Origin of the sequence: Thioclava indica (genome assembly GCF_000714545.1) — a bacterium.
In the GTDB taxonomy this organism is placed as follows: Bacteria; Pseudomonadota; Alphaproteobacteria; order Rhodobacterales; family Rhodobacteraceae; genus Thioclava; species Thioclava indica.
Genome location: NZ_AUNB01000041.1, coordinates 1 through 20,987, shown reverse-complemented (window position 1 = coordinate 20,987; position 20,987 = coordinate 1). Strand labels below are relative to the sequence as shown.

The window sequence follows — 20,987 nt, the reverse complement described above, 5'->3', positions numbered from 1 at the left end:
TAAGTGTGGGAGCGGCGCACCGCTTACCAAGGTTCTGAGCTGGCGGCTGTCGAACACGATGCATGCCGACTTTTGCGTCGAAGCTCTAAAGGAAGCAATTGCTAGGCACGGCCCGCCAGAGATTATGAATACGGATCAAGGGTCGCAGTTCACCGGATCGGCCTGGATAACCACGTTGTCCGAGGCGAGCGTGCGCATCTCGATGGATGGGCGCGGGCGCTATCTGGACAACATCTTCATCGAACGCCTATGGCGAAGCTTGAAGCAAGAGGCAATTTATCTCGAAGAGATCAGCGACGGCTTCCAAGCCCGGCGCGTCATCAAAGACTGGATCACGTTCTACAACACCGAGCGGCCCCACTCAGCACTTGATCGTCACACGCCAGACGGCGCAAATTGGTCGGGCTTGGAAAAACAGAAAGCAGCATGAAACCTAAACACGATACACCTTAGCGAAGCTGCAAACCTGTCCGAAAAAGTGGGACCACTTCACACTTCCTCGAGATGAACGGCGACACCTATCGGCTCGCACAGAGCCGCGCGCGCAAGTCCGCCGACACAGCCTGATCCAGCCGATAAAGGCTTGGCCCTCACGGGCCAAGGCGGCCAGTCAACCGCCAGATATCTGGGAAGCGCGGCTGACTGGCCGCCGCCTCATGGCGCGCGTCGCGCCCAAACCCGAAGTGGCCGGTTATTGCGCCGCCCAATGGCCGGAGTTCACTCCGCCGTTGACACATGTATCAACAACATCAGAAGATTTCAAACAGCCCCGCTGCCCCCTGACCTCCGCCGATACACATCGATACTACGCCGTAGCGTGCCCCACGGCGTTTGCCTTCCAACAACAGATGCCCCGCCATACGCGCGCCTGACATGCCATAAGGATGGCCGATCGAAATCGCCCCGCCATTCACATTCAGCTTCTCGTTTGGAATACCAAGCCTATCGCGGCAATACAGAAGCTGGGCGGCAAAGGCCTCGTTGATTTCCCAGAGATCAATATCCTCTATCGACAGCCCTGCCCTCTCAAGAAGGCGTGGGATCGCAAAGACCGGACCTATCCCCATTTCTTCGGGGGCGCAGCCCGCAACCGCATAGCCTCGGAACGCCCCAAGCGGGGTCAAGTCACGCCGCGCGGCCTCGGCACGCTCCATGATCAAACAGGCGGAGGCACCGTCGGAAAGTTGGCTGGCATTGCCAGCAGTGACACATTTATCGGGCCCAAGAACGGGCTTGAGGCTTGCGAGTCCCTCTAGCTCTGTCGTCGGACGGTTGCATTCATCTGCCTCCAACCTGACCGACTCGATACTGGTCTCACCGCTTGCCCTATCGGTTTCGGTTTTCATGGCGTCGACGGGCACGATCTCATCTGCGAACAGACCCGCTGCTTGCGCGCGCGCGGTGCGTTGCTGACTTTGCAGCGCGTAGGCGTCTTGTGCGGCGCGGCTGACACCGTAGCGCTGCGCAACAATTTCCGCCGTTTCGATCATCGACAGGTAATAGGCATCGCGAACGCCCGGCGCGCGATAGCGAGACCCGTTCCATTGCGCGTTCTGCACCAGCGAAATGGACTCGAGCCCACCGGCCAAGGCCACATCAACGCCCTCGCCCGTCACCATATGCACCGCCAACGCGATCGCATTGAGCCCCGATGCACATTGTCGATCCAGCGTCACCCCGGCCACACTGTCGGGCAGTTGCGCGGCTTGCACGATATGGCGCGCGACATTGACACCTGTCGTTCCCTGCGTAAGCGCAGAGCCGAAAACAGCGTCTTCAATCTCGCCCCCGTCCAGCCCCGCGCGTGCCACGGCTGCCTTGACGGCATGGGCCGCCAGCGCAGGCCCTTCGAGATTGTTGAACGCGCCGCGATAGGCCTTGCCTATAGGGGTGCGCGCGGTAGAGACGATGACAGCTTCGCGCATGTTGAACCTCAGATTGTTTCGATGCCGCACCAGTTCGCAATGAACAGGGCGGTGCTTTTGGTGATGCGGCGCAGGCTTTCCAGTTCTACCCGCTCGTTGAACCCGTGAATGGCCTCGGCGCGCGGGCCATAGACCAGCGCAGGCGTGTCGGCATAAAGACCAAAGAAGCGCGCATCTGTCGTCGCCGTGATCGCCATCCGGTCAAGGGCGCGGTCATTGACCGCCAGATGCGCGGCATCCAATATGCCGATTGCAGCCTTTGCCGTAGCGGATGTGTCGTCGCTCAGCGCATAGCCCTCGGCGAGAAAGCCGTGCCAGACAATTTCAGGCAGGGAGTTCTTCAAGAAGGCGTTCTCGCGTGCGGCCGCCATCAGCACCTCTTCAATCTGCGCTTTCGCAGCATCAATATCCTGCCCCGGATAGATCGCGATCCGCATGTCAAAGACGCACCAAGCGGGCACGGAACTGGCCCAATCACCCCCCTCAATCCTGCCAATATTCAGATTGATCGGATGATGGGCATGCGCGTATTCGCCGTGCCGACAGCCCGGCGCATTCCAGCGCTCTTCCAGTCCGTGAAGGGCTGCGATCAGTGGAATAACGGCCTCGATCGCATTCGCGCCACTGCCCGCATATGCCACATGGGTCGGCAGACCTTTCAGATGAACCTGCGCCCAGATCACCCCCAGTTGGGCGCTGACCAATTTCTCCTCAAACGGTTCGGGGATCAGCGCGGCCTCGGCGCGATAGCCGCGCTCCAGACAGGCCAAGGCACCGTTGCCAGTGCATTCCTCTTCGACCACCGACTGATAAAAAACATCGGCCGCAGGCGCGAGATTAAGATGGCGCAGCGCATCTAACGCAAAGAGGTTAGACACCAGCCCGGCCTTCATATCCCCTGCCCCGCGCCCGTAAAGCCAGCCATCATCGACGTGAGGCTCAAAGGGCGGGCTGTCCCACATATCAAGCGGCCCCGCAGGCACGACATCAATATGGCCATTCAGGATCAGCGAACGGCCCTTGCGGGTGATGCTGCGATGGCTACCCACAACATTCACCGCATCTTCATAGTCCCCGATCACCGGAGAAAACCCCGGCAAATCGCGAATCTTGTCCACCTCAATTTGCCAGCGGTCCACCTCAAGCCCACGCTCGGCCAGCGCGCCGGCCATGAAATCCTGTGCGCTTTGCTCGTGCCCGCGCGTCGAGGGATGCGCGGTCAGCGCGCTCAGGAACGCGACTTCGCGATCAAACAACGCGTCAACCGCGTTGAGAAGGCGGGTTTGCAAGTCTTGGTCCATCATCGGCCTCAGAAGGTTGGAATGTCAGAGTGCGGGATGGTGACCGGGGCACCCGTTGCGGCGCGCAGATCTGCCACGCTGATGCCAATGGCGAGTTCGCGCAGCGCAAAGCCATCTGGCGTCACATCTACCACCGCCATATCGGTATAAATCCGTGCCACCCGGCCCCGCGCCGTCAACGGCAGCGTGCAGGCGTCGAGCAGCTTCGGGTTGCCCTTGCGGTCGCAATGCGTCGTCATCACCACCACGCGGCGCGCCTTTTGCGCCAACTCGATCGCGCCGCCCGCGCCCGGGGAAAACTTGCCCGGAATCTTCCAATTCGCCAGATCGCCATTGCACGCGACTTCAAACGCCCCCAGCAACGTCAAATCCAGCCGCCCCGAGCGCACCAGCGCGAAAGACACTGCACTGTCGAAAAACGCCGAGCCCGGAACGGTCGAAACATAAGCTCCGCCTGCGTCGATTAGATTACGATCTGCCTTATCATAGGGCAGCATCGCACCGATTCCCGTCAGCCCATTCTCGGAATGCAGGCAGACCGGGAAATCGGCAGGCAAATGGTTGACGACCTGCGTTGGCAAGCCAATCCCCAGATTGACCACCATACCCGGAGCAATCTCTTGCGCCGCGCGCGCCACCATGCGGGATCTAGCGTCTGACAATGCCATACTCCTGAGAAATCTCTGTTAGTTCCACAACATGATCGACGAAGGCGCCGGTGGTCTCGACCGCTTCCGGCGCAAGGCCTCCCAGTGGCACAAGGGCTTCGGCCTCGACAATGACACGCGTAGCCGCCATCGCCATCAACGGGTTGAAATTGCGCGCGGTGGCAGCGTAGCCAAGATTGCCAAACGGGTCCGCGATGGCGGCATGGATCAACGCCACATCGGCGCGCAGAGCAGGTTCCACCAGCATCGCACTCCCATTCATCTCAACCAATTGCTTGCCATTGGCCAGTTCGGTATCAATGCCGATGTCGGTCAAGATTGCCCCCAAACCAGCCCCGCCCGCTCGGATACGCTCTGCCAAGATGCCCTGGGCGCAGAATTCAACCTCAAGCGCGCCCGAATTCATCGCAGCGATTGCATTTGCGTTCAGGCCCAGATGGGTCACGATCAGTTTGCGCACCTGACCGTTTCCAATCAGGTGGTCGATCCCCATTCCCGCCTCGTTGGCGTCGTTCTTGACCAACACCAGATCGCGCTGGCCTTGGCGTGCAAGCTCGTTCAGCAGAGTAAAGGGGGTGCCCGGAACACCAAACCCGCCGACCAAAACTGTTGCGCCATCTGGGATCGCGGCAATTGCATCTGGTATGTTCAAGGTTTTGTCGGGGAGCTTCATGACAATGCCCCTTCCAACACCGGCAAATCGTGTCTGGCGGCGAACGCATCCAGCGCATCGCACAGTATTTCCATGATTTCGTCGATCTGCGCCTCGGTCACGATGAGGGGTGGGCAGACCAGGAAATGGTCTCCCTCTTTGCCCCCCCGCGTGCGCCGGGAATAGATGATCAGCCCGCGTTCATACGCCAGTTCAACCAGCTCGACGTTGGCGTTCCAATCCTTGGGCAACACCGCCATCGTCTCGCGGTCCGACACCAGTTCAAACGCTAGCAAAAGACCCTTGCCGCGCACGTCTCCGATAAAGGGATAGCGCTCCATCAATCCGCTCAGGCGGGCTTTGAGCACATCTCCCATCCGCGCGGCATTGCCGATTATGTCGTGCGCTTCCATCTCTTCCAGAACGGCCAGACCCGCCGCACAGGCCAGCGGGTTTCCTGCATAGGTAAAGCCATGCTGAAACCCGCCCGCATCAAGCAGCGCCTCGACCATATCGTTGCGCGCCACCACGGCCCCAAGGGGAGCATAGCCCGCGCCAAACCCTTTCGACATCGCCACAATATCGGGAGAAACCCCCCAATGCTCGGCGGCGAGGAATGTCCCGGTGCGCCCTGCCCCGGTCATGACCTCATCATAGATCAGCAAGATACCGTATTCGCGACAGATCTCGGCCACGCGGGCATAATAGCTGTCGGGCGCGACCAGCGCCCCGGTCGAGGCCCCGCCAACGGGCTCCATCAGGAATGCCAACACGCTGTCTGGCCCCTCAGCCAAGATTTTCTCACGTAGCATTTCGGCATATTTGATGCCGCGTTCTTCCTCGCTCAGATTGTCGCGATCAAGATAGCAGGTCGGCGCGGGAATTTTCGGCATCTCCTCGAACATCGGCGCGAAAGCACCCGTGAACAGCGGGCTGCCCGTCACCCCAAGCGAGCCCATCGTGGCGCCATGATAGGAGGGCATGCGCGAGATCACCTTCCAGCGGCTGCCCTGCCCCTGAGTGACCGCATATTGGCGCGCCAGTTTGATCGCAGTTTCCACCGCTTCAGAGCCGCCGGACACAAAAAACACCCGATCCAGCCCCGCAGGCATCAGCCCCGCGACTTTGGCGGCGAGCTGTTCGGAGGGTTCAGTGCGGAAATGCAGGCGATAGCCGAATGTCGCACGCTCCATCTGCGCCTTCATCTTGGCCAGAACAGTGGGGTTCGAATGGCCGATATTGGACACCATCGCTCCGGACGAGCCGTCAATATAGCGCTTGCCCGACACGTCATAGAGATAGATCCCCTCGCCATAATCCAGAAACGGACGCGGCTGGCGAGATTGGTAGAACAGATGAGACGGCTCGGTCTTCATTTCGCACCTTCAAGATGTTTGCGCAGGAAAACTTGGGTTCGCTCTTGCGTCGGATTTTTGAAGACCAGTTCAGGCGGGCCTTCTTCAACAACCAGACCTTTGTCCATGAAGATCACGCGATCGCAGACCGAGGCCGCGAAATCCATTTCATGGGTGACGATGATCATTGTCATGTGCTCCTCGGCGAGCTTCTTCATCACGAGGTTCACCTCTTCCACCAACTCGGGATCAAGCGCAGAGGTCGCTTCGTCAAACAGCATCAGCTTGGGCTTCATCGCCAAGGCCCGCGCAATTGCCACCCTCTGCTTCTGCCCGCCCGAAAGCTGCGAGGGATAGTAATCGATCCGCTCGAGCATCCCGACATGATCAAGCTGTTCTTCGGCCAGCGCATCGGCCTCTTTGTCAGAAATCTTCTTGAGCAGCTTGGGCGCCATCGTGACATTCTCGCGCACGGTCAGATGGGGAAACAGGTTAAAGTGCTGAAACACCATCCCGATCTGTTGACGCATCTCGTTGATATGGTTTTCATATTGGCGATGCGGCAGGGATTTATTGACCTGCAGTCCGTCCAACCAGACCTCGCCGGAAGTCAGCGGATCTAGATCGTTGATCGCGCGTAACAGGGTCGATTTCCCCGACCCAGAGGGGCCGATGATCGCGACGATCTGACCGCGCTCGACGGAGAGTGAGATGTCCTTGAGAACCTCAAGCTTGCCATAGGACTTCTGAGCATGGCGGATCTCGACGAAAGGATGTGTCTGTGTCATGTCGCTTCCTTTGGCTTCAGCGAGAGAGACGGTTGCGCTTTTCAAAGCCGCGCAGCACCGCCTCCATTCCCAGGTTGATGACGTAATAGAGAACCGCAGCAGCCGCGTAGAATTCGAACGGACGATAGGTGCGCCCGATGGCAAGTTGCGCCGACAGGGTTAGTTCACTCACCCCGATCACCGACACCAGCGCACTGTCTTTCAGCAGTGCGATCATGTTGTTGCCGATCGGCGGGAGCACATCACGCACCGCTTGCGGCACGATAACCCGCATCAGCGCCTGACGCCGTGACAGGCCCAGCGTGCGCGCGGCCTCCATCTGCCCTTTGTCGACAGCCACCATCGCGGTCTGGATCAGTTCAGAATTATAAACCGCGTAGTGAAAGCCCAACCCGATTACGCCAGCGACAAACGCCGGAAGGTCAACGCCGATCTGCGCGAGACCAAAGTAAATCAGGAACAACTGCAACAGCAGCGGCGTGCCCATAAACAGCCAGGCCACGAACCGGAACGGCAAGCGCACCACAAGCGGCCCGTAAAGGGCGACAACCGCCAGCAGGATACCTCCGAAGAAGCTTAGCACGGCCGAGGCTGCCGTAATGGCGATGGTCCAAAGAACACCCAGAGCCAACGTGCCGTAAAAAGGCGGGATAACAGAGAAATCGAGACCCATAGCTCACTCCTGTTCCACAGCATTGCGAGGGGAAAGACGCATCATCATTGCAGGCGCACCCGACGGTCGAGATAGGCCACGCCCTTGCCGGTGATCGTGATGATCGCGAGGTAGAGAATGCCCGCGAGGAAGAACATCTCGAAGGGTTTATAGGTCGACCCGATATAGCGTTGCGCGGTGTAGGTCAGTTCGACCACCGAGATCGCCGAGACCAATGCAGTCCCCTTGATTTGCGCGTTGATATTGACCCCAAGCGGACGGATCATCAGGCGCATTGCTTGGGGTAAAACCACCTTGCGAAAGCTCTGCGCGCGCGACAGGCCCAGCGTGCGGGCCGCCTCGCCCTGCCCCTCATCGACCGAGATGATCGCGCCGCGCATCGTTTCGGTCATATAGGCCCCGATATTGAGCCCCAGCCCGATCACGCCGGCACAGAACGCATCCAGCTGGATCCCGATCTGCGGGCCACCAAAATACAGCAAGAACAGCTGAATAAGCGCGGGGGTGCCACGAAACACGCTAACATAGGCCGCCCCCAGAAACCGCACGATTGCAAAGCGCGAGAGCCGTGCTGCGGCCCCCAAAGCGCCACAGATCAACCCGAGCACGGTTGTCAAAACCGAAAGCTCGACAGTGATCCACGCCGCCTTGAGAAAATAGGGATAGACCTTGAGGATCAGTTCCACATCCATGCGTTTTCGCCCCGGTTTTTGGGAGGATCGAAGCCCCGGCACCCGCCAGTATCATAAGCGGCAGGTGCAGGGAGTTTGCGGCCTGACCTTAGCGGATATCGCCGCCGACCCATTTCTTGGCCAACTCAAGATAGGTGCCGTCGGCCTGCATCGCGTCCAATGCGTCCTGCATTGCCTTGTGCAATTCGGGATTGCCTTTGCGGATCGCGATCCCGGCCTCATCAGCCACACCACCCAGCTTGACATCGAGCTGTTTGATCGGCGCATCGTTCTTCGTGATGGCCAGCAGCACCGGGATATCGTCGTTCACGATCGCATCGACGCGGCCGTTTTCCAACTCCAGCATGAGTTCGGGCAAACCTTTATAGGTGCGCACCTTATAGCCTTGTTCGCGGGCCCATTGCTCATGCGTCTCACCCAGAGTCGCGCCAAGGGTCGCCGACTTGAGATCGTCGAGCGTCTTGATCTTGCTATCTTTGGTGACAAAAATTCCACGCCGCATACGGTAATATGGGCCAACGAAATCGACGACTTTTTCGCGATCCGGTGTGATCGACATAGAACCGACGATGGCATCGTATTTATTGGCCAACAACCCGCCGATAATGCCGTCCCATGCGGTGGTGATGATCTCAACTTTGAGGCCCATGCGCTTGGCGATCTCCTCACCAATGGCCGGATCGAACCCGACAACCTGGTTCTCTTCATTGATGAAATTGAACGGAGGATATGCCCCCGACATAGCAATGCGCATCACTCCGTTTTTCTTGAGAGTTTCCAGCTCGTCTGCGAGAGCGATACCGGGCAGCGATACGCCAGCGGCGGCCAGCGCACTGACGCCGACAAGAGATTTGAGAACGGTCCTACGATTGGTCATGTAACTCTCCTGATGGGTTTTGAGACACGGTCGCCCTGTTCCCGGACAATCCCGCGCTGGAGGCTTCGTAAATGCCTCCTTGCAGAAAAGCTTGCATGTGCGGCACCATAGCGCAAATAAATATCTTAAATTCTCAATATAGATTGGATCTATAGTGAAACCCTACGAACAGCGCTTTCCTTGGAACCTCGACTGGAACCTGCTGCGCACCTTCATGGTCGTGGTCGAGCAACGCGGGATCTCGCGCGCAGCCTATTTTTTAGGGCTGAAACAACCAACGATCTCGGCTGCCTTGAAGCGATTGGAAGACACAACCGGGCATGCGTTAATCATCAGAAAGCCCAATGAATTCAGCGTAACACGTGCGGGAAGCATTCTATATCAGGAATGCTCGCAGATATTCGGAGCGGTGTCGCAACTGCCGTCCCTATTAGAAAGCGGGGCCGAAGAATTGCGCGGGCATATCGCAATTGCCACAACTTCGCATGTGATCTCGGATCACTACGATGACCTGATGCATGACTTCGCCAGTGCGCATCCAAAAGTGACCTTTTCAACCACGGTTGCCGAGAGTGAAGCCGTCGTCAGCCGTGTGCAACAAAACCGTGCGAGCTTTGGACTCTGCCTTTTGCACAAAATTCCAGCCGATCTAAAAGCTTCGATCCTGTATCGCGAATATTTCGGCCTGTTCTGCGGCCCGCGCCACCCTCTTTTCACGCAAGAGAGAATTACACTGGCCGAGATTGAGGGAGAAACGTCCGTCTCATTTCAAACCGAGACGGAGGAAGGCCCCCTCTATCCCGTCGCCCAACTGCGTGCCCGCGCCAAGCTGGCCCCTGGCTGGCGCGGTGTCTCGTCCAGCTTACATGAACTACGCCGGATGATCGTAGCCGGCGTGGGTATTGGGGCGCTGCCCCTCCATGCGGCGAAGAGCGATATAAAAGGCGGGCTATTGCGACAATTGCCCCCCTACGACGAACTACCGCTCGTCAATATCTACTTGCTCACCAACCCACTGCGGAAATTGTCCGATGCGGAAACGGTGTTCCTCGGTGCCTGCCAAGCAGCTATTAAAGACAACGCGCTGGAATTGCGAACTTACCAATAGCAAAAGAGGCAGTCCGTCTGTGGTTAGACCCCTGCGCGCTTGAGAATTGCCTTGATTCAGGCGTAAATTGGTGTGACAGGTGTCACACCAGACTGTCACACCATCAGCGGCCCTGCGGAACCTGATCTCAACAAGATCATTGGGTTACATAGAGACGAAGATGGCTCCGATCCCTACCGCCGGAGCCATCTTCATCTTCAAGGTGTTGATTTTTCTACGAAAAGCCCGTTTTGGCTGCGTAGGTGCGGCATTGGGGTGTTCCATCCCCTTCTCTCTGTGCGGCCCGTCCGAATACAGGACGACGCGAGACAATGCACGGCCAGCTCCACCTTTCCCGCCGCGGTTCCGCCTATCAATGGCGCCGCCGAATCCGGACGTTTTCCACAAAAATCGTTGATCTGAAGCTCTCTCTGGGGACGACGGATCGACGTGTTGCGATTATTCTTGCACGCAGGATCAGTGCGGAAAGTGACGACATTATGGATGACATCATCAGGACAGAAATCACTCCGGAGGAGGCGCACGCCTGGTTATCCGTTGTGATCCGCCGCGAGCGGGGAAAGATCGAAAAGCTCCAGATGTTGCGGCGCTTTGATTCAGATGATCCGCAGGATGACGCGCGCCATGACGACGCTGCGCGCAGGGCATGGGCGCATCTGGCGCAGGCCGGGCTGCACAGCCACGCACCTGAAGGCACGCCAGATCTGGTGCTCTCAAACATCGAATTGTTTCGCCGCGATCTGACGAGCGAAAGCCGGCGCCGCATCGTCGCACGCGATTTTAAGGACCTTACCGGACGGGAGACCGTCTCTGCCTTCGAACTCGTGACACTGATGAACCTACTGATCTCGGGCAAGCGTGCGGCCTGGGCGGGGCACGAGGCTGCGTTGGAACCGATGGAAACGCTCGCGGATGCGCTGTCTTCGCAGGCTCCATCCGCGCTTCTCGGGCGCACGCCCTCTGCGCCGACGGCAAGTGCAAATTGCGAGGTGCCGCACGTTCTCTCCACTCCCCCGCCCCCGCGCCTCGACCCGTCCATTCCCGCTGTTATCGAACGCCTGATCGCAATGAAACGCGAAGAAGGCATTGAGGAGAAGACCCTGCGCCAGTATCGCAGTTTCGGCGAACTCTTCACCCTTCTGAGCGGCATCACGGACATTCGCGAAATCCGCCAGACTGATGCAACCGCCTTTCGCGCGGCGCTGCAGAAGATTCCGAAAAGCTGGGGAAAGAGCCCCTCAGACCGCGACGCCAGCCGTGCAGAGGTTATGTCTCGTGCGGCAACTTTGCCGCCCGACAAGATCGGGCTCTCAACCGGCACCATTAACCGCCATCTCGATCATCTCAGCCAAGTCGCCTCTTGGGCCGCAGATGAGGGTTTTACACTCGACCCACGCCTCGACCCCAGCAAGTTGCGCCGCAAGGAAACGGTGCGAGAGAGCGACAAGAAAGACGCCTTTACCCCTGCCCAGCTTGATCAGCTCTTCAGCGGCCCCGTTTGGACTGGCTCTGAATCCGAGTATTACCAGACTCGTCCCGGGAAACGGGTGTATCGCAACGGGCTCTACTGGTGGCTGATGATCGCGGCCGTAACCGGGGCGCGACGTGAAGAGATTTCGGGCCTCACCCCGGACGAAATCATAGAGGTCGATGGAATACCCTGCATCTCCATCGTCGAAACCGAACAGCGTCGGATCAAGACGCTCTCCTCGCGTCGCATCGTACCGATTCATTCCCGCCTGATCGCGTTAGGCTTCCTCGATCACGTTGCCAAGATCCAACGCGACGGCCATCCCGACCTGTTTCCAGACCTTCGCGAACCTAAATCCGGCAAGCACGGTCGTAAGCTTGGTCGCCGGATGCGCCAGATCATTGATGACACGCTTGGTCTCGAAAGCGCGGCACTGTCGTTCCAAAGCTTCCGTCACTATGTTCAAAATGCTCTTGAGCAGGCTGAGGTCAACGACAAGATCATCCGGGATATCGTTGGCCATGAAGGTCGCGATGTTCACGAAAAAGTTTATCACAAACCCACCCCGCCTGCCCTTATGCGTCCGGCAATCGAAGCTCTGCATCTGAGGGTTTGAGGTCCGGAGCATGCGAAAATGATATGAAAGCGGATCGGGTTTCGTCCAGCCTCCTCGACTGAAGTATGCGTCTGGATTGGACGCAGTTCACTCGAGACATTCCTTGTGGCGAATGAACAGGTCGAGAAAATCAGTATGGGCGGTTTGCGGTCGTTCGCTGCGTAAAGACCTCGGTATGATATGATGTATCAGAAGCAGACATCGCCAATCAAACAACGAGACCAGTTTTTGACGAGCGGCTATTGGCGTTGACGTATTGCCATAGTGTGCGAAAATGTTTCAGCCAATGCGCGAACGCGGCGGGGTTGCGCCCTGCCGGGCGGGAACATCATCTGGAGCGGGCTCGGCGGCGCAGCATAGTCCTTTAGCAATGCGACCAGCCGACCCGCCGCAATATCCGGCGCGACATCCAGTTCGGACTTGAGGATGATCCCGTGTCCCTCAATTGCCCATTGCCGCACCAAAGCCCCGTCGTTTACGGTCTTGTTCCCTCGCACCGTCACCGTTTGCGGCTTTGTGTCGGGACCAAAGCGCCAGAGATTATCCAAAGTCATCCCGAGCCGCATGATCAGGCAGTTGTGTTGGGTCAGGTCTTCGGGCGTGTCCGGTGCGCCGTGTTCCGCGATATAAGCAGGTGCGGCGCAGACAATGCGTCGGAAATGGCCAAGGCTGCGTGTGCGCAGGGTGCTATCGGTAATAACCCCATAGCGCAGCGCCAGATCGACACCTTGCCCGACAATATCAACATAGCCATCGGAGAGGAGAAGCTCGACGGAGGTTGCAGGATTTTCGGCGGTAAACCCCGCGACCACATCAGAAACAATCGAGCGACCAAGGTCGATCGGCGCGCTGACGCGGATCGGGCCGGAGAGCGTTTCGGCCCCGTGCCTGATCCGCGCCTCCAGTTCCTCGATCTCCCCCAGAACCACCTTGGCCCCACTAAGCAGCGTGCGTCCCTCATCGGTCAGGCTAAGCGAGCGCGTGGTGCGATTGAACAGCACAACACCGTAATGCGCCTCCAAAGCGGCCAGCCGTTCCGAGACCGTGGTGCGCGACAGGCCCGCCTCGCGCGCGGCCGCGACAAGGGATCCTTTCTCGGCAATGGTTAAGAATAAGCGGATATTGTCGATCAACATTATACGGTTTTCCCGAATTATGATTCCGTATACGTCCTGTTTATTCGGTTTTTGCGGCGGCGTATATCCCTGTCATAACCTCAAACAAGGAACGCTTCATGTCCACGCTCACAATCATCGCCAACATTCACGCAAAAGCGGATAAAATTGATCTGGTCAAAACCGAGTTGCTCAAACTGGTGCCCATCACACGCGCCGATGCAGGCTGCATCAATTATGATCTGCATCAGAACAATGAAGATCCTGCGCATTTCACCTTCTTTGAGAACTGGGAAAGCCGCGAGATCTGGCAAGAACACATGAACGCCCCTCACCTTGCTGCCTATATGGCCGCAATCGATGGTGCAGTTGAGCAGTTCACCTTTACCGAAATGACCAAAATCGACTGATCCACCGCTCTTGCCAACACCCTATTTTTCCACGGAGAACTCACATGAAAGCCATCGGCTACACCACCAACGGCGCCATCGACCGCGCCGACGCCCTCATTGACCTCGAAATCGACAAACCAAACGCAACCGGGCACGACATTTTGGTCAAGGTTGCCGCTGTCTCGGTCAATCCCGTCGACGTTAAAGTCCGCCAGAACCGCCCTGCTGAGGCGGATGCCCCTGCGATCCTTGGTTGGGACGCCGTAGGAGAGGTGGTCGAGACTGGCGACAAGGTCACGCAATTCAAACTGGGTGACAGAGTCTGGTATGCGGGCGCGATTAACCGCACCGGCACCAATGCCGAGTATCACCTTGTGGATGCCCGCATCGTCGGACATGCGCCCAAATCCATTGAAACCTCTGCCGCTGCCGCGCTGCCGCTCACCACGCTAACGGCGCAAGAGATGATCTTTGACCGCCTAAAAGTCACCGATCCGGTTCCGGGCGCGGCGAAGGCCATCGTCATCATTGGCGGCGCGGGCGGGGTCGGCTCCATCGCGATCCAGCTTCTGCGCGAACAGACCGACCTGACGATCATCGCCACAGCCTCACGTCCTGAAACCCAAGAGTGGGTCAAGGAACTTGGTGCGCATCACGTGGTTGACCACTCCAAGCCGCTGCCCGAGCAAATCGCCGCTCTGGGCATTGGTGCCCCGGCCTTTGTCTTTTCGACCAACCACTCTGACAGCTACGTGACGCAGATCGCGGAATTTATCGCTCCGCAGGGCCGCTTTGGCCTGATCGACGATCCGGAGAATTTCGACATCATGCCGTTCAAGGGTAAGGCTGTATCGATCCACTGGGAGCTGATGTTTACCCGCTCTCTGTTCACCACCGAAGACATCGCCCGTCAGGGGGACATCCTCGACACCGTAGCAGGCCTGATTGATGCGGGCAAAATCCGGTCCACCGCGACAGAGAGCTTCGGGACGATCAACGCCGAAAACCTTAAGCGCGCCCATGCGCTGATCGAAAGCGGTCGCGCCAAGGGCAAGATCGTTCTGGAAGGCTTCTGATATGCAGCTGCGCAGGCGTGATCACGTCAATATCCAAGTCACCCAAGTCAAGGCGAAGGTGGCATGGTATCGCGACATTTTAGGCCTGCGCACAGGCCCGCGTCCGGATTTTCCAATTCCGGGCGCGTGGCTCTATGCTGAGGATACTGCCATGCTCCATTTGGTTGCCGTGTCAGAAATTCTGGCAGATATGCCGCACGACAACGGCAAGTTCTGAAGACCAAACCCGCGCGATCCCGACCTGTGTTCGGGGTCGTGCCATTTTGCAGAGGACACATGATGACCCGAACAGCCGAGACCGATAAAGCCAACGTCATCGCGTTTTACAAGATGATGTTTAATGAGTGCGAACCGGCGACAGCTATCGCGACCTATGCGGGCGATGACTACATCCAGCACAACCCCCATGTCAGCGACGGCAAGGACGGGTTCATAAGATATTTCGAGCGCATGGCAGCAGAAAATCCGGGAAAACGCGTAGAAGTAAAGCGAGCCATCGCCGAGGGTAATCACGTTGTCCTTCATTGCCACCAAATATGGCCCGAGGGATTGGAATACGCGGGCATCGACATCTTCCGGCTCGATGACGCAGGGAAGATCGTAGAGCATTGGGATGTGTTGCAGGAATTGCCCAATCACAGCGAGAATGAGAACGGGATGTTCTAAGCCGCCGTGAGCAAGCAGACATTGATCCAAAAACCGTCAATGTCGGGTTAAGGCCGTCCATGAAGACGGCCCGTAGTCTCAGATTTCAATGGCTTCGGCGATAGCAAGTGCGTCTTCAAGCTCGACGCCCAAATATCTGTCCGTGCTGTCCATCTTGGTATGGCCTAGGAGGAGTTGAACCGCGCGCAGGTTGCCGGTCTTCTTGCAGATCTGGGTGACCTTGGTCCGACGCATAGAATGCGTGCCGTATGCGCTCGCCTCCAGCCCGATTGAGATCACCCAATCCCTGACGATGCGTGCATATTGCCGGGTCGATATGTGAAGCCGTTCGTGGAAACGCCCAGGCCATAAATATTCTGATCCGACCATCAAGGGGTCTTGCATCCATTTGTCCAATGACGCCCGCGTGCCATCCGAGATTTCGAACCGCACTGGCTTCTGCGTCTTGCTTTGCAAGACCGAGGCACGTTCCTTGATCAGGCCGGAAGCCATGACATCTACGACCTTCAGTTTGACCAGATCGCACCCGCGCAGCTTGCTGTCGATAGCCAAGTTGAAGAGCGCCAAGTCGCGATGGTTCTCGGCCAGTTCAAGCCGAACCCTGATCGCCCAAACGTGTTTGGGCTTGAGCGGTCGCTTCTGACCTACGATGCACCCCTTGTTCCAAGCAGGGCGAAGCGCGCGAATGGCGGGTAAGTTTGGTGATTGCATGACTGATCCTCCGATCCGCCACGCCCTCCACATCGACAACCCGTCGTTGACGGATCATTATATCATGAAATGCTGCGGCGCATCCGAGGTAGGCAGAGAGCCCACAGTCACCGATGCTGCGACCGGTACGAATGTCCGATTCCGGTCTGACGGCAAAAACGCAGCACACAAAAAGTTTTGATCTGGGCAATAAATTCTAAAGCTATTTGCGCGGTCATAGACCTAAATAGTTTTTCAAATGGTACGGATTGTCAGCACGTGATCATCACGAAGCTCCTATGAATGTGTTAGGGATGCTCTGCTCAGATCAAAAAATGAAAGACTCGCGATGACGCCGCGATTCCTCGACGTTGAGTTCGGTGAGAGACGTTTCACACCACATCATCAAAGAATCGGGCCCACACATGAACACTTCACGATCGTTGAGGTTTGCGACGGACCGGATATTTGCGATCTCCATACCTCGAACTTCAAGCCTCAGCACGTTATCAGAGAACTTCTGGCGCAGGCCGTCCCGAGCGGATTGCGCCTCGGTGAGGGAATTCTTGACGCTTTGGAACGCAATGATGCGGAGCGTCACGTGATCGGGTAGTGCGCCCTGCGGCGGCCTGAAGTGGTTCAAAACGTTAATATCGTCACCCCGTCCGGCGTACAAAAGCACGATGTCGGTCGACATCTGATCCGGATTTGCCTTTGCGATCTGCACAATCCCGTCCCACATCGACATGAATGGCGTAACGCCAACACCGCCTGCAATCCAAAGCATCTTTGGCGGGACAGTTGGGGCCGTGCCGTCAGGGCCCTCTTGGAAACAGGTGAACCCTGCGCCGGTCCCCTTGAAGGCGACAGGCAGAGTGTTGGCGGCAAGCGCGCTTGCATTATCGTGCAAGACATTTGACATCAACCCGCCCGGTTTGCGTTTCACGGTAACGCTGACCTTGTCGGTTGCCCGGAACGCATTTCTATTCGGATCAAATTGCGGCGCGCTGGAAAGCGTCCATGTCCGGACGAAATCCTCGTTCACCAACTGGGGATTGGCTTCGTTCATGTGGCTGTAGCCGCGATCCAGCAGGCCCGAGAAATCGAAGACACCAAAGCCTCCGGGCAAGGGCGCACTGATGGGAGATGAAAGCCTGAAGTTGAATGTTTTGATGCTGTCAGAAAGAGTTTGCGTCGAAACGAGCGTGGCCGAGATCGCCGCCTTGCCCTCGGCCAAGGGGGCGTGTCCCATCTGTTCCAGTTCTTGCCGCAAAAGCCTGACCGGAGGATTATAGGGCGAGAGCTGCTCCTCAGATGTCAGCTTCAGGTTCAGCCCTTCTTTGACCATAACCGCTCCCGTCACCTTGATGCGCGTCAGCAGATTGGTGCGTGGCATCAAGGCCTCGGCGTCATCGTCAGTCAGATTTTCAGACTCGCCGGCGATGTGCAGCATATCGCCTGTGGCGAAATCGGGGAACACGAGCCCGACCTGCGGGTCCATTTCGATATTGCCCAAAGACTGATAGAAGCGGTTGCCGGAATGATCGGGCAAAACCAGATAGGTCGTGACCTGATCGTCATCGTGTTCTTCGTAAATGCGGGTGAAGCCCGGCGCGCCGCCGCGATGGTTAACGCCCATATCGGTTTGCGTGCCCGAAGCAGTGTCCTGCGCGGTGTGTTTTGTCGCCAGAAAGACGGTGCTTGCGCGCTCCACCACGGTTTTGGCGTCGGCGGGCAAAGCGGATGTGCTGTTGTCAAAGCTGTCATACGACAGTTCGGCTCTGCGCTGTATGTGCTCTAACTTGCGCACGGTAATGTATTTCGGGCAATTCCCAAGATGCTGGTCTGAACTGAGGCGCAGCTGGATTTTCCCCGTCGCGTCGACGTTGGCTTTGTGGATCGAGCCTGCGATTTTGTTGCGCCTGCGGTTGTTGAAATCGATGCCGACGCCCGCAAAAAGGCGCTTTGCATCGCCAGTCGCGGGCGCTTGCTGCAATGCCCGCGCAAACGGGTCAAAGGGGTTGGTTTCGGCCAAGACATCGGTTGTGTTTTCCCCCGACACCGTGATCCCGACGGATGGATCACCGTCCGATTTAGTGATCAAAAGGCTGACCCAAGGCTGCCCTTTTTGGTCGAGCGTTGCCAAAGGCAGATAAGGCAGGCCCGCAAAGAAGTCCGCGTGTGGCTGCGGCATGTCACGGCTGATATAGTGCGGAATACCATCCGTTACTTCTTGGGGCGTATTGCGCCGTTCCTGTAGCAGCAACTCGCCCTTGTGCGAGGAGTGTACCTGCGTCATTGCCTGATCCTTCCGCACTTGTCGTTGGATTTTGGATTCAGGGGCATTGCAATACCCCCGAATGGTGGATTAAAGGCCCAAATCGCTAAGGCTCGGGTGATCGTCGGGGCGGCGCCCGAGCGGCCAGTGGAATTTACGATCTGCCTCTGCAATCGGGTGTTCATTGATGCTGGCGAACCGCCGTTCCATGAAGCCGTTTTCGTCAAATTCCCAGTTTTCGTTGCCGTAGGCGCGGAACCAGTTGCCGCTGTCGTCGCGGTATTCATAGGCGTAACGCACCGCGATACGGTTGCCGTCATGGGCCCACAATTCCTTGATCAATCGATAGTCCAGTTCCTTGGCCCATTTGCGCGTCAGGAACTCCTCGATTTGGTCACGGCCTTCGGGAAACTCGGCCCGATTGCGCCACTTGCTGTCAGGCGTGTAGGCGAGCGCGACCTTGGCAGGGTTGCGACCGTTCCATCCGTCTTCGGCGAGGCGCGCTTTTTCGATGGCCGTCTCTTTGGTGAATGGTGGCAAGGGGTGGCGGGGGGCTTCGGTGGTCATTTCAGGTCTCCTTATTCAGCCGCAAGGCCGACTGCAGTTGCGGGCATGGGTTCAAATTCGGGCAAGGCTTCGAAACGCGCGATCCAGGCGCGCACGTTTGGATAGGGACCAAGCGACACGTTCCCCTCGGGCGCATGCGCGGTATAGGAATAGGCGGCGACGTCGGCGATGGTCGGGCGATCCCCCACGAGCCATTCGCGCCCCTCAAGCCCCAGTTCCAGTTTCTGCATCGCCTTTTCGGCAGTTGCGGCGGCAAAATTCGCGTCCAGTGGCGCGCCGAACACGGTGATCAGCCGCGCGGCGCAGGACCCAAAGGCAATTTCACCCGCCGCGAGGGTCAACCAACGCTGCACATTCGCCTCACCAAGGGCGGTGTTGGGGATCCAGTCGGGCGCGTAAGTCCGCGCAAGATAGACAAGGATCGCATTGGAATCCGGCACAATGACGTCGCCATCTTCCAGAACCGGCACTTGCCCATTCGGGTTCATCGCAAGAAATTCGGGCGACTTATGCGCGCCAGCGGCCAGATCAACGGGCACGGCCTCATGAGCGATCCCTGCAAGTTTGGCAAAGACCAAAGCACGATGCGCGTGCCCTGATTTGGCGAAATGGTGAATGCGAACGGCGTTTGGCATGGGTGTCTCCAGTCATATTATTGTCTTGGGTAGAGATACCTGCTGCATAGTATTGTGATAATCGCCAATTTTGGTGTAAGTTTAGGCCCTGAAAGGGCTCAATTGGATGGATAAGATTGATCGCATGCGCGCCTTTGCGCTGGTCGCAAAGAACGCATCATTCACCGTCGCGGCACAGCGGATGGGGCGCTCTGCACGCTTGGTCAGCAAATACGTGGCCGATCTGGAAAACGCGCTTGGTGTGCAACTGCTCAACCGTACAACGCGCAGAGTGGCTTTGACAGATGCGGGGGCGACATATCTGGCGCTGTGCGCGCCGCTCCTCGATGGGTTTGATGAGCTGGAGGAGCGTGTCAAAAATGAACAGGCCTCCCTGCGTGGCATCATCCACATTTCCGCACCTACCGGCTTTGGCGCGTTGCGTCTTGCGCCTTCGCTTGCGCGATTTGCCGAGAAGAACCCGCATGTGGACCTTGATCTGCAATTCTCGGATCGACTGGTCTCTATTGTGGAAGAAGGGATCGACCTTGCGATCAGAATTGCCCCGATGCGCGATAGCTCACTCAAAATGCGGCAGCTTGGGCTTATGCCCTTGATCGTTTGTGCATCGCCCGCCTATCTGGAGCGGGCAGGAACGCCCACTCATCCCCGCACATTAGCCACCCACGAGTGTATTCTTGATGGCAATATGACAGACCCGACCGTTTGGAGATTTGACATCGACGGCCAAGAAGAAGCGGTGCATGTGAACGGGCGCTTTCGCATGAGCGCACCGGCAGGATCCGCCCGCATCGCCGCAGCGGGCGCTGCAATCGCGCGATGCCCTGCCTACACGGTTTCGGAAGCTTTGAAAGCTGGCGATCTGGTCGAACTTTTTGCCGAGCACCGCGTCGCACCCTATCCTGTGGCAGCACTTTTTCCACAAAACCGGCACCTCACGACACGCGTGCGCAGGCTCATTGATCACCTCGCGGCTGATCCGGCATTATGTGCGCATGGCGCATGAAGCCAGTCCCGTTGCTATGATCGTTAGTGGCCATAAGTCGCCGAATTTACGATAGCCGGATAGCACAAAAGCAGACGTTTAGAATTGTAGTCCACATGCCCGCTTTGTCCCGCTCTGCTGTCATTGTTGAAGCGAAAATGCTGCGCTCAGCACCAAGGTCTGCTTCCGGAACCCCTCCAACCCATTTTGTGGAGCGATGAATGTCCGGTTTGGGCCGATAGTGTCGATCGACACCAAGGGCGGAAAGTGTGAATTCGCCGCGCCTGCGAACGCACACTGTCAAACACATGAAAGCGGCCATTCAGGGCTCAGGTTCGACGCACCGCCCTGCTGCACCAGCCGCCAAGGTCAGCAATGCGCAGATAGCAACCTTTTCAAAGTCTCCTCCCTAAGAGGCATGCTGCGGTAAGGACGGCCCAAAGCTGCCGTTCAGAGC

General features: G+C 57.8%; 21 protein-coding genes and 1 pseudogene. 8 read left to right on the top strand and 14 right to left on the bottom strand.

Annotated features, from left to right (window positions below):
• Nucleotides 1–394, top strand: a pseudogene (locus tag DT23_RS13100) (transposase); the annotation flags it as partial.
• Between the two features lie 355 nt (nt 395–749).
• On the opposite strand, the gene DT23_RS13095 reads toward DT23_RS13100, so the two are convergent.
• The 9 genes from DT23_RS13095 to DT23_RS13055 form a co-directional block, all read right to left on the bottom strand.
• The gene (locus tag DT23_RS13095) at nt 750–1,925 is read right to left on the bottom strand and encodes an acetyl-CoA C-acyltransferase (RefSeq protein WP_038131903.1); all 1,176 of its coding nucleotides are present in this window, start codon (nt 1,923–1,925) and stop codon (nt 750–752) included.
• A gap of 8 nt (nt 1,926–1,933) precedes the next feature.
• Nucleotides 1,934–3,226: an ArgE/DapE family deacylase gene (locus DT23_RS13090; protein WP_038131902.1), complete on the bottom strand. Its 1,293-nt coding sequence runs from the start codon at nt 3,224–3,226 to the stop codon at nt 1,934–1,936.
• Between the two features lie 8 nt (nt 3,227–3,234).
• On the bottom strand, nt 3,235–3,888 hold the full coding sequence (locus DT23_RS13085) for a 3-oxoacid CoA-transferase subunit B (RefSeq protein ID WP_240473617.1): 654 nt from the start codon (nt 3,886–3,888) through the stop codon (nt 3,235–3,237).
• Nucleotides 3,875–4,567: a CoA transferase subunit A gene (locus tag DT23_RS13080; RefSeq protein WP_038131899.1), complete on the bottom strand. Its 693-nt coding sequence runs from the start codon at nt 4,565–4,567 to the stop codon at nt 3,875–3,877. The genes DT23_RS13085 and DT23_RS13080 overlap by 14 nt, the downstream gene beginning before the upstream one ends.
• Entirely contained in the window at nt 4,564–5,922 is a 1,359-nt protein-coding gene (locus tag DT23_RS13075; protein ID WP_038131898.1) for an aminotransferase family protein, read from the bottom strand. The genes DT23_RS13080 and DT23_RS13075 overlap by 4 nt, the downstream gene beginning before the upstream one ends.
• Nucleotides 5,919–6,689: an amino acid ABC transporter ATP-binding protein gene (locus DT23_RS13070; RefSeq protein ID WP_038131896.1), complete on the bottom strand. Its 771-nt coding sequence runs from the start codon at nt 6,687–6,689 to the stop codon at nt 5,919–5,921. Before DT23_RS13070 ends, DT23_RS13075 begins: the two co-directional genes overlap by 4 nt.
• 16 nt (nt 6,690–6,705) lie before the next feature.
• Nucleotides 6,706–7,362: an amino acid ABC transporter permease gene (locus DT23_RS13065; protein ID WP_038131894.1), complete on the bottom strand. Its 657-nt coding sequence runs from the start codon at nt 7,360–7,362 to the stop codon at nt 6,706–6,708.
• 44 nt (nt 7,363–7,406) lie between these two features.
• Nucleotides 7,407–8,054 (bottom strand): amino acid ABC transporter permease, encoded by a 648-nt coding sequence (locus DT23_RS13060; protein ID WP_038131893.1) that lies wholly within the window; start codon nt 8,052–8,054, stop codon nt 7,407–7,409.
• 88 nt (nt 8,055–8,142) lie between these two features.
• Nucleotides 8,143–8,931 (bottom strand): transporter substrate-binding domain-containing protein, encoded by a 789-nt coding sequence (locus DT23_RS13055; protein WP_038131892.1) that lies wholly within the window; start codon nt 8,929–8,931, stop codon nt 8,143–8,145.
• Nucleotides 8,932–9,085: 154 nt separating this feature from the next.
• Between DT23_RS13055 and DT23_RS13050 the strand changes: the two genes are divergently transcribed.
• Both DT23_RS13050 and DT23_RS13045 read left to right on the top strand, forming a co-directional pair.
• Complete coding sequence (locus tag DT23_RS13050; protein ID WP_038131890.1) at nt 9,086–10,039, top strand: LysR family transcriptional regulator; 954 nt, start codon at nt 9,086–9,088, stop codon at nt 10,037–10,039.
• A gap of 311 nt (nt 10,040–10,350) precedes the next feature.
• The gene (locus DT23_RS13045) at nt 10,351–12,126 is read left to right on the top strand and encodes a site-specific integrase (protein ID WP_081847169.1); all 1,776 of its coding nucleotides are present in this window, start codon (nt 10,351–10,353) and stop codon (nt 12,124–12,126) included.
• A gap of 239 nt (nt 12,127–12,365) precedes the next feature.
• Here DT23_RS13045 and DT23_RS13040 read toward each other — a convergent pair whose 3' ends face one another.
• Nucleotides 12,366–13,262 (bottom strand): LysR family transcriptional regulator, encoded by an 897-nt coding sequence (locus DT23_RS13040; protein ID WP_038131886.1) that lies wholly within the window; start codon nt 13,260–13,262, stop codon nt 12,366–12,368.
• Between the two features lie 98 nt (nt 13,263–13,360).
• Between DT23_RS13040 and DT23_RS13035 the strand changes: the two genes are divergently transcribed.
• The 4 genes from DT23_RS13035 (at nt 13,361) to DT23_RS13020 (ending at nt 15,375) form a co-directional block, all read left to right on the top strand.
• On the top strand, nt 13,361–13,651 hold the full coding sequence (locus tag DT23_RS13035; protein WP_038131884.1) for a putative quinol monooxygenase: 291 nt from the start codon (nt 13,361–13,363) through the stop codon (nt 13,649–13,651).
• A gap of 44 nt (nt 13,652–13,695) precedes the next feature.
• Nucleotides 13,696–14,709 carry a zinc-binding alcohol dehydrogenase family protein gene (locus tag DT23_RS13030; protein WP_038131882.1) on the top strand — a complete coding sequence of 338 codons (1,014 nt, stop codon included), beginning with the start codon at nt 13,696–13,698 and terminating at the stop codon, nt 14,707–14,709.
• A gap of 1 nt (nt 14,710) precedes the next feature.
• Nucleotides 14,711–14,926 carry a VOC family protein gene (locus DT23_RS13025; RefSeq protein ID WP_081847167.1) on the top strand — a complete coding sequence of 72 codons (216 nt, stop codon included), beginning with the start codon at nt 14,711–14,713 and terminating at the stop codon, nt 14,924–14,926.
• Between the two features lie 62 nt (nt 14,927–14,988).
• Nucleotides 14,989–15,375 carry a nuclear transport factor 2 family protein gene (locus DT23_RS13020; protein ID WP_038131905.1) on the top strand — a complete coding sequence of 129 codons (387 nt, stop codon included), beginning with the start codon at nt 14,989–14,991 and terminating at the stop codon, nt 15,373–15,375.
• 78 nt (nt 15,376–15,453) lie between these two features.
• Here the strand turns inward: DT23_RS13020 and DT23_RS13015 are convergent, their stop codons facing one another.
• The 4 genes from DT23_RS13015 to DT23_RS13000 form a co-directional block, all read right to left on the bottom strand.
• Nucleotides 15,454–16,086 carry a tyrosine-type recombinase/integrase gene (locus DT23_RS13015; RefSeq protein WP_038131880.1) on the bottom strand — a complete coding sequence of 211 codons (633 nt, stop codon included), beginning with the start codon at nt 16,084–16,086 and terminating at the stop codon, nt 15,454–15,456.
• A 307-nt stretch (nt 16,087–16,393) separates the two neighbouring features.
• Nucleotides 16,394–18,364: a pyridoxamine 5'-phosphate oxidase family protein gene (locus DT23_RS13010; RefSeq protein WP_038131878.1), complete on the bottom strand. Its 1,971-nt coding sequence runs from the start codon at nt 18,362–18,364 to the stop codon at nt 16,394–16,396.
• A gap of 69 nt (nt 18,365–18,433) precedes the next feature.
• Entirely contained in the window at nt 18,434–18,910 is a 477-nt protein-coding gene (locus tag DT23_RS13005; protein ID WP_038131877.1) for a nuclear transport factor 2 family protein, read from the bottom strand.
• An 11-nt stretch (nt 18,911–18,921) separates the two neighbouring features.
• Nucleotides 18,922–19,545: a glutathione S-transferase family protein gene (locus tag DT23_RS13000; protein WP_038131875.1), complete on the bottom strand. Its 624-nt coding sequence runs from the start codon at nt 19,543–19,545 to the stop codon at nt 18,922–18,924.
• Between the two features lie 106 nt (nt 19,546–19,651).
• Between DT23_RS13000 and DT23_RS12995 the strand changes: the two genes are divergently transcribed.
• On the top strand, nt 19,652–20,551 hold the full coding sequence (locus DT23_RS12995; RefSeq protein ID WP_038131874.1) for a LysR family transcriptional regulator: 900 nt from the start codon (nt 19,652–19,654) through the stop codon (nt 20,549–20,551).
• Nucleotides 20,552–20,987: the final 436 nt, after the last annotated feature.

Coding starts and splice junctions, on each gene's coding strand:
- DT23_RS13015 (WP_038131880.1), bottom strand. CDS start 16,086: ATGCAATCACCAAACTTACCCGCCATTCGCGCGCTTCGCCCTGCTTGG.
- DT23_RS13080 (WP_038131899.1), bottom strand. CDS start 4,567: ATGAAGCTCCCCGACAAAACCTTGAACATACCAGATGCAATTGCCGCG.
- DT23_RS13095 (WP_038131903.1), bottom strand. CDS start 1,925: ATGCGCGAAGCTGTCATCGTCTCTACCGCGCGCACCCCTATAGGCAAG.
- DT23_RS13070 (WP_038131896.1), bottom strand. CDS start 6,689: ATGACACAGACACATCCTTTCGTCGAGATCCGCCATGCTCAGAAGTCC.
- DT23_RS13010 (WP_038131878.1), bottom strand. CDS start 18,364: ATGACGCAGGTACACTCCTCGCACAAGGGCGAGTTGCTGCTACAGGAA.
- DT23_RS13020 (WP_038131905.1), top strand. CDS start 14,989: ATGACCCGAACAGCCGAGACCGATAAAGCCAACGTCATCGCGTTTTAC.
- DT23_RS13035 (WP_038131884.1), top strand. CDS start 13,361: ATGTCCACGCTCACAATCATCGCCAACATTCACGCAAAAGCGGATAAA.
- DT23_RS13075 (WP_038131898.1), bottom strand. CDS start 5,922: ATGAAGACCGAGCCGTCTCATCTGTTCTACCAATCTCGCCAGCCGCGT.
- DT23_RS13005 (WP_038131877.1), bottom strand. CDS start 18,910: ATGACCACCGAAGCCCCCCGCCACCCCTTGCCACCATTCACCAAAGAG.
- DT23_RS13055 (WP_038131892.1), bottom strand. CDS start 8,931: ATGACCAATCGTAGGACCGTTCTCAAATCTCTTGTCGGCGTCAGTGCG.
- DT23_RS13060 (WP_038131893.1), bottom strand. CDS start 8,054: ATGGATGTGGAACTGATCCTCAAGGTCTATCCCTATTTTCTCAAGGCG.
- DT23_RS13090 (WP_038131902.1), bottom strand. CDS start 3,226: ATGGACCAAGACTTGCAAACCCGCCTTCTCAACGCGGTTGACGCGTTG.
- DT23_RS13040 (WP_038131886.1), bottom strand. CDS start 13,262: ATGTTGATCGACAATATCCGCTTATTCTTAACCATTGCCGAGAAAGGA.
- DT23_RS12995 (WP_038131874.1), top strand. CDS start 19,652: ATGGATAAGATTGATCGCATGCGCGCCTTTGCGCTGGTCGCAAAGAAC.
- DT23_RS13065 (WP_038131894.1), bottom strand. CDS start 7,362: ATGGGTCTCGATTTCTCTGTTATCCCGCCTTTTTACGGCACGTTGGCT.
- DT23_RS13030 (WP_038131882.1), top strand. CDS start 13,696: ATGAAAGCCATCGGCTACACCACCAACGGCGCCATCGACCGCGCCGAC.
- DT23_RS13000 (WP_038131875.1), bottom strand. CDS start 19,545: ATGCCAAACGCCGTTCGCATTCACCATTTCGCCAAATCAGGGCACGCG.
- DT23_RS13025 (WP_081847167.1), top strand. CDS start 14,711: ATGCAGCTGCGCAGGCGTGATCACGTCAATATCCAAGTCACCCAAGTC.
- DT23_RS13045 (WP_081847169.1), top strand. CDS start 10,351: ATGCACGGCCAGCTCCACCTTTCCCGCCGCGGTTCCGCCTATCAATGG.